Here is a 15,860-nt window from a genome sequence, read left to right on the forward strand (position 1 = left end):
CACTATGGCGATCGATAAGAACAACCCTTTAGAACAAAACAATCCAGATCGAAATGGTTCAGGCGGCTCAAACACAGACGCTAGCAGCACACGCCGTCGCAAAAAACCACGCCGTGATGGCAAAGGCAGCAACAACCAAGCCAAATCAAAAAAAGCACGCCGCGGCAATAGCGGTGATAACGCCGCACAAACGCTCAGCACCCAAGCCATCGATCCAAATCTGGATATAGGTGATGCAGAGGACTATGCAGCAGCGCAAGCAGAAGGCGGCATCAAAGCGATAGGCGATCAGCGCATCATTCCATTTATGAAGATAGAAAAACCAATGGCGCTTTTATCGCTCTTGATGGTCATTGGTAGTATCATTGCAATTGCGGTCAATGGCCTAAACCTAGGCCTTGACTTTACCGGGGGCGTCTCAGCAGACGTACGCTATGAGCAACCTGTCGAGCAAGCAGAGGTCGTACAGGCTTTAGCCGATGGTGGCTTTGATGATGCTGTGGTACAGTATCTGGGTACTCGAGAAGAATTGCTGGTACGCCTACCGCCGCAGTCTGATAATGTCGATGGACTAAATGCCAGCTTGACCCAAGCATTGACACTGCCCGATAATGCTGCTGATATCAGTAACGTCAATATCATCGGTAGCCAAGTGGGCAACGAAGTGTATTTAAACTCCGTCATGGCATTGGCACTGGCGCTGGTTTGTATGCTCGGTTATGTGGCCCTACGTTTCCAATTTAAGCTATCATTGGGAGCGGTGCTTTCGCTGTTTCATGACGCCATCGTTACTATTGGTGTCTTTGCCCTATTCGGCTTTCCATTTGATTTGACGGTGTTGGCTGCTATTTTGGCCTTGATCGGTTACTCATTGAACGATACGATTGTCGTCTATGACCGCATTCGCGAAAACTTCCGCCGCGTCCGTGGTATCTCACCGCGACAGACCATTGACCTGTCTTTGACAGAGACATTGCGCCGTACGATTATGACCATCTCAACCGTGTTACTTGTGGTATTGGCCATGATGTTCTTAGGCGGTGATGGACTATACTGGTTCTCAGTAGCGCTATTTATTGGTCTACTGGCTGGTACGTATTCATCGACTTACATCGCAAGCTCAATCCCACTGCGTATGGGACTGTCACGTGACGATTTTATTGTAAAAGTAAAGCCTGAGTTTGAAGAAGAAATCGTGACGTTTAACGATCCAAAAATGTACGAATAAGGCCGTATTTGGCCATGATGGCATTCTCTCTCTTATCTCATGGCCAACTGACAACATAAACACAAAATTCGTATCTTTAACACAATAATAGCGTGTAAAAATAAGCACCTGACTCACCAACTGTGAGTCTAGGTGCTTTTGTGTTTTTGCTGCGTTTACGGACTACTGACCACAATCAGGTCAATATAAGACAGCCTCAGCCAGCAAAAAGACGTATGTCTATTACGTATCATCATATTGTATGTTGATTTCATTTAGCGTCGCCTACGACAGCGCACTGTCTTTAACAAAGGGCATAAAACGGGTCAAAAATGTCAGTTACCGCCTCCTCTGCTAACGCCTTACCACCGATTGATACCCGCTACGCGCGCATCATCGCAATTGCGCTGCCAGTTTTGCTAGCAAATCTGGCCATGCCGCTACAAAGCGTGATCGATACGGCCATCGTCGGCAATATGAATGATACTGCTAAGCTTGCAGGTATGGGGCTTGCGATACAATTGCTGTCTTTACTGCTGGTTAGTTTTAACTTTTTGCAATATGCATCGTCTGGACTATCCGCGCAAGCTCTGGGGCAACTGGACGTAGCAAGCAAAGATAAAAACACGCTTGATTATCATGCTATTACTCCTTTATTGTCCATCTTACAGCGTGCTTTATTATTAGCCACGGCCATCGGCTTGGTATTGCTGCTGGCAAAGCCTTGGCTGATAGATTTTGGTCTACAGGCACTATCGGCCAATCCTGAAAGTGGCCGCGCGGCCAAGACGTATTTGGATGTGCGTTTTTGGGGTGTCATCGCCGAGCTGATGAACTTTGCTTTTATTGGCTGGTTTGCAGGGCAAGGCAAAACCCGTTATATGCTGTATCAGCAGGGCTTTATTGCCATACTCAACATTATCCTAACGCTGTTTTTTGTCTTTGGGTTACAGATGGAGCTGGTCGGTGTGGCACTGGGCACCACCATTGCGTTTTGGTCAGGTGTATTATTGGCTTTATGGCTGAGCTGCCGGCACCTAAAGATATCTTGGCGGACCTTGATTTGTGCTGACAGCCAGCACTTTACTAAAGAGAAAATGCTTAGGCTATTTTCACTGAATAAAGACATCTTTATACGTACGCTGATTCTAACGTTAAGCTTTGCTTGGATTACCCGTCTATCTGCTCAAAGTGGCGATGTTATATTGGCGGCCAATGCCATATTATTACAAGTATTGAGCATATCTGCCTTTGCCTTAGATGGCGTCGCTGTATCAGCTGAGACGCTGAGCGGACAGGCAGCTGGGCGACGCGACTGGGTAAGCTTTCGCGTCGTTATCAAGCGCACTGGGATCGTCAGTTACACGCTGGCTATCTTATTAAGCGCGGTTTGGTGGCTGGCCATGCCTATCTACCTGCCATTTATGACCAATATCGAGGCGGTGTTTCGCTTAACTGACCAATATCACTGGTATGCAGTGCTCTTACCCTTAGTCGGTGTGGGCGCATATTGGCTGGATGGCATATTTTTTGGTCTGACTGCTGGTAAGGTGATTCGGAATGCCGCGCTTATCTTAGCGGCTGTCTTTTTTCCGCTAAGCTGGCTACTCTATCAGCAGTGGGATATGACTGGTATTTGGCTCAGCGTCTGGAGCCTATTGCTACTCAGACTTATCATTTTAATAGGTTTTTTATACCGCGCTCATCAGACAGGCGATTATGAAAAGCTCCAAATAGACGCGTAAGGCGGTATTTGCTCCGATGTTGATATCGTCAGTTCGATATAAAAATGTTATAGCAAGTTAATAAAAAAAGTCAGTAAGAAAATTAGGATGTCAAGTGACTACTCAATCAAAATCATTACATCAGCAGCATAGGGCCCACTATAACTGGGCCGAGGGATTTAAAAAAAGTTTGCCTGTGGCAATGGGTTATCTGCCAGCGGGGATAGCCTTTGGTGTGCTCGCGCAGGTGGCGGGCATCCCTATATGGGCGACCATTATGCTCAGTGTCGTACTCTATGCAGGCGCCGCTCAGTACGCCTGCTTGCCCATGCTAAGTGCCGGCCTACCGATTGGCAATATGGCAACCAATATTGCCGCAATTAACCTGCGTCATGTGTTTTATGGGATGCCATTGCTCCACTCTCTCCCGCAGAATAAAATCGCCAAAACCTACTGTTTGTTTGCCTTGACCGACGAGACATTTTCGATGATGACCAGCCTACCTCAGGAGTCAAGGCGGTCGCTCATTTTACCCATTAGTCTGTTTAACCAAGGCTGGTGGGTGTTGGCGAGCGCGATCGGCGTGATGATCGGCAGCACCCTTAGTGATATGGTGCCGCATTTAGATTTTGCGCTGGTCTGTCTGTTTGCGATATTGGCCTATGAGCAGTTTCAGAGCATCAAACGCTATTTTCCTATTGGCATTGCCATTGTTGCGTTACTGATTGCCTCACTATTTACCAGCAACTGGTTATTATTGGTGGCCATTTTTATTTGTATGTTGATGATTTTGGCACGTGGTTTTTGGGTACAGCGCGGTACAAAAGGAGACGCTCATGAGCAGTAGTTATCTGATTTTGGCCACCTTTGCAATGGCTGCAGTGACCTTTGTGACGCGTGCACTCCCCACTTTGATACCAAAAAAGCTGCTGGACACGCCGTGGCTACACCGTTTAAACGAAAGCCTGCCCTTATCAGTGATGGTGCTGCTTATCCTCACTAGCCTTTCTTATCAAAACTTATCAGTAACCACCGGTATGCATAGCGCAGAGCTACATTTGCTGATGGCACAGATTGGCGCGCTACTGTTGGTGCTACTGATTTATCATATCAGCCGTCAGTTATTGGTCAGTATGGTCGTTGGTATCGCTGCCATTAATGGGCTGCTATGGCTGTTTACTCAGTTTTTGGGCTAACAGTTTTATAGCAGCACCGCTTTATCTTATCTTTATCTTGTAATGAAAAAGGCTGAACTCTGATAAGAGTCCAGCCTTTTTATTAGATACTATGAGCGGCTGCTCAGTGAGACATTATAGCTCTTCGACGCCCATCATATCGACTGGCGTATCGGCGACGATTTGCACGCCTTTTTTACCTATTTTGGCAGTGTCGCTGCGCTGCTCTTGTAGATGATCAAGATAGGCTTCGTTGATTTGACCTGTGATGTAGCAGCCATTAAACACGGCACAATCAAACCCTTCTACTTTGCTGTACTTGGTGTCCTTGACCGCGTCAATCAAATCATCTAAATCTTGGAAAATCAAACGATCAGCACCGATGATATCACGCACTTCCTCTACCGTATGGCCAGAGGCGATCAGCTCGCTACGCACCGGCATATCGATACCATACACGTTTGGATACTTGACTGGCGGCGCGGCACTAGCAAAAAACACTTTGTTGGCACCAGCATCACGCGCCATCTGGATGATCTCGTGACAAGTCGTACCACGGACGATAGAGTCATCTACCAACAGTACGTTTTTGCCCTTAAACTCAAGCGGTACTGCACTGAGCTTTTGACGGACAGATTTTTTGCGCTGCTGCTGACCTGGCATAATAAAGGTACGCCCGATATAGCGGTTTTTCATAAACCCTTCACGGTACTTGACGTTCATCTTTAGCGCCAGCTCCATCGCAGAGGTGCGCGAGGTGTCTGGAATAGGAATCACCACGTCGATATCGTGATCGTCGCCCCACTCTGCAAGGATTTTGTCTGCCAGTTTTTCGCCCATGCGTAAGCGTGATTTGTAAACTGAAATGTTGTCCATAATAGAGTCTGGACGGGCAAAGTAAACATACTCAAAGATACAAGGCGTGTATTCTTTTTGCTCAACACATTGATGGGTATGCAGATTGTGATCCAAATCGATAAAAATTGCTTCGCCTGGTTTGACATCACGAATAATGCTAAAGCCTGACCCTGTCAATGCCACAGACTCAGATGCCACCATGTATTCGGTGCCGCCGTTGGGTGCCATGCGCTTACCAAAAATCAGCGGACGAATACCGTTTGGATCACGAAACGCCAATAAGCCGTGACCTGTGATCAAAGCGACCACGCCATAAGCGCCTTCGCAGCGGCTATATACCGCTTTTACCGCTTCAAAAATATCGTCAGCACTTGGGTTGGTTTTGCCCAAGTTTTGCATCTCATGCGCTAGTACGTTGAGCAGGACCTCAGAGTCAGAGTCAGTATTTAGATGGCGACGATCTTCGATGTACAGCTCTTTTGCCAAAATCTCAGCATTGGTTAAATTACCATTGTGTGCCAAGGTGATGCCATAAGGCGAGTTGACATAAAATGGCTGAGCTTCTGCGCTGCTAGAGGTGCCCGCTGTTGGATAGCGTACGTGGCCGATACCAAATTTGCCGACCAGCTTTATCATATGACGGTTCATAAACACATCACGGACCATGCCGTTTTCTTTACGCAGATAGAGTCGTCCATCTTGCAACGTCACAATACCTGCTGCATCTTGCCCGCGATGCTGTAGCATCGTCAAGCCATCATAAAGAATCTGATTGACTGGCTCATGAGCTGCAACCCCAACGACTCCACACATAGTTTTATCCTATTTTGACCCATACATTAGTACTACAATGACGACGAGACTGTAGAGCGGCCTGTTTAGCAGCCAGCATCGCCTTGCCATCTACCTGATGATATCTCTTACTACACTGATGTGTTATTTGTCAAAAACGTCCGCCATCGACTCTAGAATGTCGATTGCCCGTTTATGAGCTGTAATTGCTATCAAATCATTTTTTATCAAGGAAAAATACGAAGATAATGTCATAAAATTTGGTCTAACCAAAATTGGCCGATGATATCGAGCGCTTAAGATTGATTGACCTGATCCCACGCCATGCCCAGTACGTCTGACACCAAGGCTTTACCCATCGGTGCATAAGGCAATAGCTCTGGCGCGAGGACGGACGTTTGCCACTGCGGCAGTTGTACCAGCAGAGGCGCGCTGACACTCAGCACCACCAAGACCATCAGTACGTTTTTTGCCGCACCGAGTACGCCGCCTGCCATTTTATCCAACACACCCAAACGCAGCGTCTGCAGGACACCGGAGAAGACAAAAGCAACCAAGTGCATAATGGCCAAAATAACAATCACCACCAATAAAAACGCCATGGCCATCTGCAAAACAGGGTTTTGTACCACACCCACCAGCTGCGGAGCAATCGAACCTGCCAACCGAGTGGCGGCGATAAGGGCGACAAACCAGCCCAGCAAACCCACTGCTGTCTTAATCAGCCCTACCTGAAAGCCGCGCCACAGTCCAACCAAGACGACGATAGCAATCACGATATCCAAACCACTCATGTCCTATGCCTCATTGGTTTTATCATTTGTATGGTGAGAGAGTGCCGCTGATGACATGCTTTAGCTTTCCATGGCGTCATAATAGCCGCCGATCGCCTGAATACAAGACTGTACCAGACCAGGCCCACGATAGATAAGTCCAGTATATAGCTGTATCATATCGGCCCCTGCTTCGATTTTTTTGACCGCTTTGGCACCGCTATCGATACCGCCAACCCCAATCAGTGCCACCTTGCCCTCTAGCTGATCTGAGAACTGCTGCAATATCTGGGTACTGGTATGACTCACCGGACGACCTGATAGCCCGCCTGCTTGGTCGCCATCTCGCAGATCCTCAACCCCGACTCGGCTCAGCGTGGTATTGGTTGCGATTAGACCGTCAATCTCAAAGTCTATTAATTGCTGCGATATATAGTCAACTTGTAATGGCTCTAAATCTGGAGCGACCTTTAGCACCAATGGCACATAAAAGCCATATTCGCTAGCCAACTGACTGTGGCGGTTTTTGATCGTATGCAGCAGCTGCGTCAGTGCTTCCCCACTTTGCAAATCGCGTAAGTTTTTGGTGTTGGGCGAGGAGATATTGACCGTAATATAAGAGGCATGCGGATAGACACGCTCAAGACAGTATACATAGTCATCGGCCGCCTGCTCTACAGGGGTGTCGGCGTTTTTGCCGATATTAATTCCGATATTGCCTTTGTATTTACACCGCTTAACGTTTTCTATCAGATAATCAACGCCCTGATTATTAAACCCCATACGATTGATAATCGCATCGGCTTGTTTGATTCGAAAGAGTCTGGGTTTCTCATTGCCCGCCTGCGCTCGAGGCGTGACGGTCCCGACCTCAATAAAGCCAAAACCCAGCTCCGCCAGCGCATCGATATAATCGCCGTTTTTGTCCAGTCCAGCAGCCAATCCTACAGGATTGGAAAACTGCAACCCCATACAGTCAGTGGGCTGCATTAACTGACCATAGGCCAACCCCAATACACGCGCTCTGTGCGCTTTGTCCAATAAAGACAGTGTCATCTCATGGGCGTGCTCAGGATCCATATTAAACAAAAAAGGGCGAAGTAAGGCATAAGACATAATGGTGGCAGACCCTGCTCGAAAGTTATGGTGAATGAAAAGTGCGAATAAGATCAAGCGCTGCGATTATATCAGCTTAACAGAAATAAGAGCAAAGTTTCATGGGCTAAATTTTTATATTAAGGCACAGGGCGATTGTCTGTGAGTGCAATCCAACCTCTGATGATTCGGTAGAGATGCCAAATAAAAGTAAACAGCATTATTAGCAAGCCAACCCCTGCCAGTAGTACCGAACCGATGGCCATGTTGTTGCTACTATCGGTCAACATACTCACCCCAAATCCACCGAGCGCAAAGGCAATAATAACAATGCCCAAGACGAACCAAACAATACTGTACCAAAAGGTCTTGATTTGCCAATCAAAATGAGTAGCAAGCCATGAGCCATCGGCATCATGACGCTTAGCATAGTTCATCACGATCGGCACAATCCACAACAGACCTGCAGTAAAATAACTGACCACATAGAGCAGATAAGTGATGTGATTGTAAGTGATTAAGGAGCGGCGTTTGTCGCTATTCATAGTATTCTTCGCCTGATTGCTATCGTTATTGTTATTTATAGGATAATTGGCCATTGTACGCATCCATATCTGACAGTGACTGATACTTAGTTCATTGTGTCAAACAAAGGGGTTTTCAATGGTGCATCTATCAATAGCCTGCCGTAGATGATTCAGTGGCTAATGACTCTGTAGCGTGAGCGCCGTGATTGACGCTCATAGATGACTCACTGAGCGATGGTCGCTTGTACTTGTATCAGCTGACTGGTCAAATCTTGTTGCATCGATAGCTGAGTAAACTGCCAACCTTGCTGCTGCAGCTTGGCAAGTGCGCCACTTACCACCGCTTGACTGGCATGATCAAAGCTGAGCTGTACCGCATCGCCCGCCGCGACGACTTGCGCGTTGGCAATGCCTGAGTGATCAAGTAGCGTACTGATGCGGCTGGCAGGTGGCATGGCCGCTGCGCCGTCTGCAGCGGCAGATGCAGTGAGCGCCTGACTGTCGATATTGCTTGCCTGAGCACGCAGCCAAAAATAATCGGCCACTTGCGCTTGATAGGCGTTTTTACTGTCTGTTGCTGCTTGATGCATACTATAGCCACCATAACCGCCCACAAACACCAATAAAAACACAGACAGTACCGTTAGCGCTAGCTGATCGCGTGATGGCAAGGCATGCCAGCGCGACGATAATGTGTTTCGGTAATGACTAAAACGCTCCAATAAAGCATTGTCCTTTATTGGCTTACTCGGCTCAGCAATACTGTTGCGGCTCTTGGCACGGCGCTGTAAACGTTTCATTTTCTACCTTTTGCTGATTTTGCGATAAGTAAGAAAGACTTAGACTATGAGGCCGCTTGCAAGTCCACACTCTCTGCGACCGCTACTGTGATCTGACCACTGAACTGCCCTTGCTCAGTGCTATTAACCTGAGCCAGCTTTGCATCGATGCCTTGGGCGACCAAGGTGCTGGTAAACTGGTCAAGACTACCACGATCAGGAGCAATCAAGGTAAAACTCAGCGCAGAGGGCTGCATCACCAAAGCCTGCGCATGCAATGAAGACTGCTTTATCAAGGGTGATAGCCGTGCCAGTGTCGCCATATGAGACGCCTGTGCTTGACTGTCATGGCGCAGTTTTGGTTGCAGCTGTATTTGTAGCTTGTTGCGACTGCTCAGTGGCTCGTTGGCAAACCAAGAATTATACTGATTTGCAATCTCAGCTTTGGTCGCAGTGGCTGCCTGCTGGTACTGATACCACTGCACGCCATCGGTTGCTATTTGTAGCACTAGCGCTGCCAACGCCACTATCATCGCCACCCGTAAATACGGCGATAGCTGAGAATCTGCGGATTTTACAAAGAAATTTAGTGCATGGCGCTCAGGGTTTTCAAGTGGTACTGGGGAGGCAGATAACGGCGTTAGCAGCAGTTGATGATCAGCGATAAGTTCAGCGGTGTGGGCAAACCAATCAGACCGAGCGTCCAGCTCGTCTTGCTGCTCCATAGCGGCGATAGGCGGCAAAAGGCTCACCTCGCTTAAGTGCGGAAAACGCTCAAAAATCAGCGGTAAATAACTGATCGCCATGCCCTGCCATACAGACTGGCGCAGCAAAGTGGTTTGCTCGTCTTGATAAAGCGTGATTTGCTGACCGGCCTGCTCCGTTGGCGCAGGTAATAACAAAAAATCAGGCAATAGTGCGATAAGGCTCATGCCAGCCAACTGCGCGCTTTGTTGCCATGAGTCGATATCGCTCTGCGCCAAGGCATACAATTGATGACGCTCAGCGTGACTGATCTGGCGAACGGCCAACTGCTCCACAGGAGTCAAGGACATCTCTTCAAACAAATACTGCTTGCCACTATTGCCCAGCTGCTTGAGCTGGGCAGTATTTAGCTCAGTATCTACCTGCAATACATGACTGGATGGAAAGTACAGGCAGACCGCATTTTTTCCATTAGCTTTATAACTCCCATACCGCTCTTGTAGCTGCTGCCACCCCTCAACGCTTTGCCAGTGTTGAAGGTCTTCATGCCAGACAGCCAGTGGGCTATGCTGCGCCCGTAACCAAACATGTATCACTAAGCGTGTCCTTAATCATTAAAGCATTTATCAAAGGTAGGTGGCGTTATTGTGTAGACAACTGCTACTGGGTGACGACCATAATCACGGGCAAAACACGTATCACATCAAACAAGCTAATAAGGCTGCTTCGGTACAAAGCGATCCGTTTCCCGCGCCATGCCAGCCATCACAAAGTCCATCTCAAACACTCGTGCTTCTGCCAAGGCAAACGACTCAGGATACTCCCCTATCAGCAGCCCTGCGATGTGAGCGACGATTGACATATGACACACCACAACCAAGCACTCGGCTTCAATATGACCAAGGTCGATCAAGGCTTGATGCGCATCATCTGCTGGCGTAATGTTATCTAGTATGACAAAGGGCACCGTTGGCGCACAGGCTTGAAACGCGGCCAAGGTTTGCTGCGCTCTATCATAAGGACTCACGATAAATTGATCTGGCTGATAGCGCGTCATCACGAACTCTGCCGTTTGCGCCGCCTGCTCTCTACCCAGATCTGTCAGTTGACGCGCGCTGTCTGGCCACGTGTCGTTCTCTGCTTGACCATGACGTACCAATATAATTTTCATAAGCTTCCTTAATACCGCCTAAGCATTGCATATCTACTGCGAGCTTTTAACAAGTCGGCTTTTTATTTGGCGTATTATTTGTCTTTATCACTGTCCTTGTCAGCGGTTTTGCTGGCTGAGCTTTTCATATGTGCTGTCAGCGCTGCATTGCTATGATCATGCGCCATCACAAACTCGACATCGCTACGAAACCCAGCTTCCATCAGATGCAAAGCCACACCCAAGGCGGCCTTGTCTTCATAAATGACGGCGTATAGGGCATGAGTGATGGGCATATAGATGCCCTCGCGGGTGGCTTTTTCGTGCACTTGCTGGATGGTATTGACCCCTTCCGCGGTCTGACCCAGCTTTTTGACTGCTGCATCGATATTCATACCACGACCAAGCATATTACCGATACGAAAGTTGCGACTGAGCTCTGAGTTACAGGTTGCGTATAAATCGCCAACACCTGACAGGCCTAAGAAGGTCAATGGGTTGGCCCCCGCCTCGACCCCGAAACGGCTCATCTCAGCCAAAGCGCGAGTCAATATCATGGCCTTGGTGTTTTCGCCGACTTCATAGGCCGCCGCCATACCCATAGCAATCGCATAAATGTTTTTGAGCGCGCCGCCCAGCTCTACGCCTTTGACATCATCACTGGCAAATACCCGAAAAAACGCACTATGCAGCGCGGCTTGCACCGCATGACGCAGCGGCTCAGACTCACTCGCAATCACCGTAGCAGAGGGCATGTTTTTCATGATTTCTATGGCCAGATTGGGCCCTGACATCACGCCAAAATTCACCTCTGGCAACTCTTCTTTGATGATGTCACTCATCAAGGCAAACGTGTCTTTTTCCATACCTTTGGTCAAAGAAACAATGGATTGCCCACTGATAAAAGGCGCGATGTTTTTTAGTGTCTCACGAAAGGCCAAACCAGGCACCGCGATAAAAACAATGTCTTTGTCTTTGACTGCAGCGGCCAAGTCATGACTGTATTTTAAGCGATCATCAAGCTTATGTCCTGGCAAATATTTTTTATTGGTTTGGGTTTTTGCCATCGCCTTAACAGTGCGCTTATTGCGCACCCAAAGCGTGGTATCACAGCCATTCCGCGCCGCGAGGTTTGCCATGGCAGTACCAAAACTGCCGCCGCCCAAAAACGCCAAACGTAGCTTGGTCGGATTGCTATGGATTTTGGCCATGTTTTTTGCAACGGCAGACTCTACCGCACTGGGATTGAGCTTTTTACGGCCCAGACCTGATTTGGTGGCGCGCTCGATGATGCCTGCCAGCAGACTGTTTTGTTTGTCAGAGCTTTGCTTATCCGTGTCATTATGCTCGTTATTGGTGTCTTTATTACTGTCGTTAGGGCTAGTCATGTTCTGGTATCCGTGTTGACTGACTTATTATAAGTAGCATTATCGTGATTAAAAACCAAGATGCCGACCGTATTTATTGTATATTGTGGGCATCTAAACCAAAGCGCCTGTAAACCTTATGACTCAAAACGTATGAGCGGTTCAATGTCAATAGGCTTGCGTGTAGGCTCGTCCTTAGGACTGGTGCCAGTATAAACAAAAGCCGTAATATAATCATCTGCCCCCACGCCAAAGTATGCCTTGACCGCAGGCTCATTACAGAGTAAGCCTGTCCGCCATACCGTACTAAAGCCTTGTGCCTTTAGAGCCAGTAGCATATTTTGGACAGCGGCGCCTGTGCTGAGCAGCTGCTCAAAAGGCGGCACTTTTTTGTGTGCTTGCATGTTGGTCACGACCGTTATGATAACAGGTGCACGTAGCGGCATGGTATGAGTTTTTTTGATGGTTTTTTCGGTCAGCACTTCACCTTGTTGTGCAGCCTGTGCCTTTGCGGCGCTCACCAATGCCGCGCCCAACTGACGACGCGCCTCACCTTCGGTGACGATAAACCGCCACGGTTGCAGCGTTTTGTGGTCAGGCGCTGTGGCCGCACAGGCGATTGCTGCTTCTATCTGAGCACGGGTAGGTGCAGGCGTGTCTAGATTGCCCATGCTGCGCCTCGAGCCAATCCAGCCGATCATCGCTTCACTATTGACTGGCATCTCATCCGTGTCGATACTTTGTATAGACTGCTTTTTATTATTTTTATCAGAGGTAGTCATTATCGCTCCTTATTTATTTTGTGGTCACAGACGGGTTGCGTCAAGCTTTGATAATCCTTGAAGCTATTTTTACTCAAAACGACTAAAAACCATTGCATGCGCACACTGATATCATGCCTTTGTGATACCTTTAACACACCCTTGCCCTCAACAGCTATTACTGTACTTAACAGCCATTGCCGCTACGCAGCCTCTTCGGTGCGATGCTCCGTACGCAGGTAGTCTTCTGATTGCATCTCAAGCAAACGCGAACGTGTACGTTCAATCTCAAAAGCCAGTTTTTCTCCCTGATAGAGCTCAAGAATAGACTGCTCAGCACGCACCAGTAGCTTGACACGGCGATCATAAAACTCATCGACCAGATAAATAAAGCGCCGCGTTGGATCACGTAAATCATCGTCTAAGGCTGGCACCACATCGACCAACACCGTACTAAACTGTTTGGCGATTTCGATAAAATCTGCAGCAGAGCGCGGCTCCATACACAAGTGTCTAAAGTCACAAAACAAGATATCTTCGGTACGGGCGTTGACCTTAATCGAGCGGCCATTGATGACGATGGGCTCTTTGCTGATTTTTTGGTTGTTAGACAGGCTGGCAAAACGGTTGGCCAGCCAGTGATGATTGGCCTTGGTCAATGGCGACTCATACAGCTCAGCTTGCTGCAGTACCCGCAAACGATAGTCGATGCCTGAGTCGATATTCATCACCGTAGTATGGTGCTCGACCTCAGCGATCGCAGGCAAAAACCGGTCACGGTGCAGGCCATCTTTATACAGACCTGCTGGCTCGATATTGGAGGTGGCGACCAACGTCACGCCACGATTAAACAGCATGGTAAACAAATCGCCTAAGATCATGGCATCAGAGACGTTGGAGACAAAAAACTCATCAAAACAAATCACCACCGCTTCTTTGTAAATAATATCAGCGACTTTTTCGAGTGGATCACTTTGACCTTGGAGCGCGTTAAGCTCTTGGTGCACGCGCTGCATGAAATGATGAAAGTGCTGCCGCATCTTGCGCTCGATGGTCAATGAGTCATAAAACATGTCCATCATCCACGTCTTACCGCGGCCTACCCCGCCCCACATATACAGACCCTTTGGGGCAGCAGGCTTGGATTTCAAAAAGCTAAAAAAGCGCTTTTTTTGTGGCACGCTGTCATTGAGCTGGTGATACAGCTCATCGAGGTAGCTCATGGCCTGATATTGCTGTTCATCTCGCGTAAACTCACCTGTGCTGATGGCTTGCTCGTAGCGTTGCAACGGGGATAAACTCATAATGCGACTCATTGTTTAATAAAAATTATTTAATAAAATCAAATGGTTGTATTTTTACGATTGTATATAGCTGAGGCGGCGCTCATAGCAATCGATCCTAGCTATCGTCCAGAAAAACTGTGGTGCTCAAGCAGTTTTTTTAATTCAGACAAACGCCCATGAAAAAAGTGCCCCGCCCCATCGACCACACTGACGGCGATACCCAGACGATCCGCAAATGCTTGCATCTTAGCAGGGTCAATTACCTCATCAGCATTACCATAAATCTCAAAGGTCTTATCAGCAGGTAAGTCGATATCACTGCTGTCGTTTTTTTCTACCGATGGCGCGATAAGCGCGATATTTATAAGCTCAAAATCGCTCACGTCCCAGATATGTGAGGCCTCAAGCACTTGTTCGGCAACGCGCGCGGTGACATACCCGCCAAAGGAAAAACCGCCCAACCACAGCTTGCGCGCGCCGGTTTGCTCAGCGATCCATTGTAGCACGGTCATCGCATCGACGACTTCGCCATCGGCATAATCATGCTCGCCTGTGGACTGACCGACACCGCGAAAATTAAACCGCACCACATGCATGCCACTATCGCGGGCAAAGCGGTACATGGTCGTGACCACTTTGTTATTCATCGTCCCATCAAACAAAGGGTTGGGGTGACAAAGCAGCGCCACCGTATCGGTATTGGGATCGTTAGGGTTGTCTTGTTGCCAGAGCGCATCGACCTCGAGCACGCCAGCAGGAGCAGGAATCAGGTGCATATTATTACTTACTTAATTAAGAATGAATATCTCAATTATCCTAGATATGGTTTATATTTCAAGTGATTTGCTGTACAGACACCCTAGTAACTGCCTAAATGCCTACAAGTAAGACAACGGTAAGAGCGCACACAATAACTACCTAGACACCAAAGCGCCGAATGGGTTAGATTCATACTGATTGTGTAGTGGTGACTGGCAAAGCGTCAGTGCCATTTATCATTACAATACTCAACATCTAAATTGAGGAATACATTATGATTACTATGAATAAAACCGCCGCTTTTGGTACCACATTGGCCGCCGCACTTGCTTTGAGCGCCTGCCAAAGCACCCCGTCATCACCGGTCATTCAACGCGCCAACGCTACCTACGAAACCACGGGTATCGCCGATACAAAAGTCAAAGCACAACAAAACGCCATCGATAGCGCTCAAAAAACGTGCCGCAGCAAGCAAGTAATTATCATTGAGGACACAGTCAACTACAATGGTATCTTGGATGAGCGCACAGGCCGTATGGTTGGACAAGCTGGCGCGGTGCTCGGTAGTATCTTTGGTACCGGTTCACCAGATTTATCGCGTGATGACGACTATGAATACACCATCAGCTTTCGCTGCCAATAATTCACTGCCAATAACGTGATGGTGCGTAAACACAGCCGCTAGCCACTCGCCAGCCCTTCTGTTTGTCACAGCATTTATGCAGCAGATCGGTTGGCTTCTCTTTTTGTGACTGCGCTTTTGAGGTAAACTATCATCAGCTCAAAACCTCAAGCGATACACGCAGCGCTATTTCGCGGATTGTCAACTTGCCTTGCTCTCTGATTGATAGGGTCGGTTGTTTTTTTGCCGCGTTTTTTGCCGCATTGCTTTTTACAATATG

General features: G+C 48.1%; 16 protein-coding genes. 5 read left to right on the plus strand and 11 right to left on the minus strand.

What is annotated here, in order from left to right:
- The first annotated feature begins 4 nt into the window (after positions 1–4).
- The 4 genes from secF to C6W44_RS12570 all read left to right on the plus strand — a co-directional run bounded on the left by secF (position 5) and on the right by C6W44_RS12570 (position 4,127).
- Positions 5–1,228, plus strand: coding sequence for a protein translocase subunit SecF (secF, locus tag C6W44_RS12555; RefSeq protein WP_105246109.1), 1,224 nt, complete (start codon positions 5–7; stop codon positions 1,226–1,228).
- Between the two features lie 311 nt (positions 1,229–1,539).
- On the plus strand, positions 1,540–2,952 hold the full coding sequence (locus tag C6W44_RS12560) for an MATE family efflux transporter (protein WP_105246111.1): 1,413 nt from the start codon (positions 1,540–1,542) through the stop codon (positions 2,950–2,952).
- Positions 2,953–3,046: 94 nt separating this feature from the next.
- The gene (locus C6W44_RS12565; protein WP_413772323.1) at positions 3,047–3,778 is read left to right on the plus strand and encodes an AzlC family ABC transporter permease; all 732 of its coding nucleotides are present in this window, start codon (positions 3,047–3,049) and stop codon (positions 3,776–3,778) included.
- A complete protein-coding gene (locus C6W44_RS12570) occupies positions 3,768–4,127 on the plus strand; it encodes an AzlD domain-containing protein (protein ID WP_105246113.1) in 360 nt (119 codons plus the stop codon). Before C6W44_RS12565 ends, C6W44_RS12570 begins: the two co-directional genes overlap by 11 nt.
- Before the next feature lie 114 nt (positions 4,128–4,241).
- Here the strand turns inward: C6W44_RS12570 and purF are convergent, their stop codons facing one another.
- The 11 genes from purF to C6W44_RS12625 all read right to left on the minus strand — a co-directional run bounded on the left by purF (position 4,242) and on the right by C6W44_RS12625 (position 14,975).
- Positions 4,242–5,777 (minus strand): amidophosphoribosyltransferase, encoded by a 1,536-nt coding sequence (gene purF / locus C6W44_RS12575; protein WP_105246115.1) that lies wholly within the window; start codon positions 5,775–5,777, stop codon positions 4,242–4,244.
- 275 nt (positions 5,778–6,052) lie between these two features.
- Positions 6,053–6,550 carry a CvpA family protein gene (locus C6W44_RS12580; RefSeq protein ID WP_105246117.1) on the minus strand — a complete coding sequence of 166 codons (498 nt, stop codon included), beginning with the start codon at positions 6,548–6,550 and terminating at the stop codon, positions 6,053–6,055.
- A gap of 60 nt (positions 6,551–6,610) precedes the next feature.
- Complete coding sequence (locus tag C6W44_RS12585) at positions 6,611–7,645, minus strand: quinone-dependent dihydroorotate dehydrogenase (protein ID WP_075102088.1); 1,035 nt, start codon at positions 7,643–7,645, stop codon at positions 6,611–6,613.
- A 119-nt stretch (positions 7,646–7,764) separates the two neighbouring features.
- Positions 7,765–8,223 (minus strand): DUF4870 family protein, encoded by a 459-nt coding sequence (locus tag C6W44_RS12590; RefSeq protein WP_227526442.1) that lies wholly within the window; start codon positions 8,221–8,223, stop codon positions 7,765–7,767.
- A gap of 152 nt (positions 8,224–8,375) precedes the next feature.
- Positions 8,376–8,951, minus strand: a complete 576-nt coding sequence (gspM, locus tag C6W44_RS12595; protein WP_105246119.1) for a type II secretion system protein GspM — start codon at positions 8,949–8,951, stop codon at positions 8,376–8,378.
- A 44-nt stretch (positions 8,952–8,995) separates the two neighbouring features.
- Positions 8,996–10,231 carry a type II secretion system protein GspL gene (gene gspL, locus C6W44_RS12600; RefSeq protein WP_105246121.1) on the minus strand — a complete coding sequence of 412 codons (1,236 nt, stop codon included), beginning with the start codon at positions 10,229–10,231 and terminating at the stop codon, positions 8,996–8,998.
- Between the two features lie 116 nt (positions 10,232–10,347).
- On the minus strand, positions 10,348–10,806 hold the full coding sequence (locus tag C6W44_RS12605) for a SixA phosphatase family protein (protein WP_105246122.1): 459 nt from the start codon (positions 10,804–10,806) through the stop codon (positions 10,348–10,350).
- A gap of 74 nt (positions 10,807–10,880) precedes the next feature.
- Positions 10,881–12,173, minus strand: coding sequence for an NAD(P)H-dependent glycerol-3-phosphate dehydrogenase (locus C6W44_RS12610; protein WP_100749446.1), 1,293 nt, complete (start codon positions 12,171–12,173; stop codon positions 10,881–10,883).
- Between the two features lie 116 nt (positions 12,174–12,289).
- Entirely contained in the window at positions 12,290–12,874 is a 585-nt protein-coding gene (locus tag C6W44_RS12615) for a nitroreductase family protein (protein ID WP_227526490.1), read from the minus strand.
- Between the two features lie 242 nt (positions 12,875–13,116).
- On the minus strand, positions 13,117–14,217 hold the full coding sequence (zapE, locus tag C6W44_RS12620) for a cell division protein ZapE (RefSeq protein ID WP_105246127.1): 1,101 nt from the start codon (positions 14,215–14,217) through the stop codon (positions 13,117–13,119).
- Positions 14,218–14,318: 101 nt separating this feature from the next.
- Positions 14,319–14,975 carry an alpha/beta hydrolase gene (locus tag C6W44_RS12625; protein WP_105246129.1) on the minus strand — a complete coding sequence of 219 codons (657 nt, stop codon included), beginning with the start codon at positions 14,973–14,975 and terminating at the stop codon, positions 14,319–14,321.
- A 257-nt stretch (positions 14,976–15,232) separates the two neighbouring features.
- Here C6W44_RS12625 and C6W44_RS12630 point away from each other — a divergent pair, with 257 nt between their 5' ends.
- A complete protein-coding gene (locus tag C6W44_RS12630; RefSeq protein ID WP_105246131.1) occupies positions 15,233–15,601 on the plus strand; it encodes a hypothetical protein in 369 nt (122 codons plus the stop codon).
- Positions 15,602–15,860 lie beyond the last annotated feature (259 nt).

Origin of the sequence: Psychrobacter sp. Marseille-P5312 (genome assembly GCF_900291405.1) — a bacterium.
Classification (GTDB): domain Bacteria; phylum Pseudomonadota; class Gammaproteobacteria; order Pseudomonadales; family Moraxellaceae; genus Psychrobacter; species Psychrobacter celer.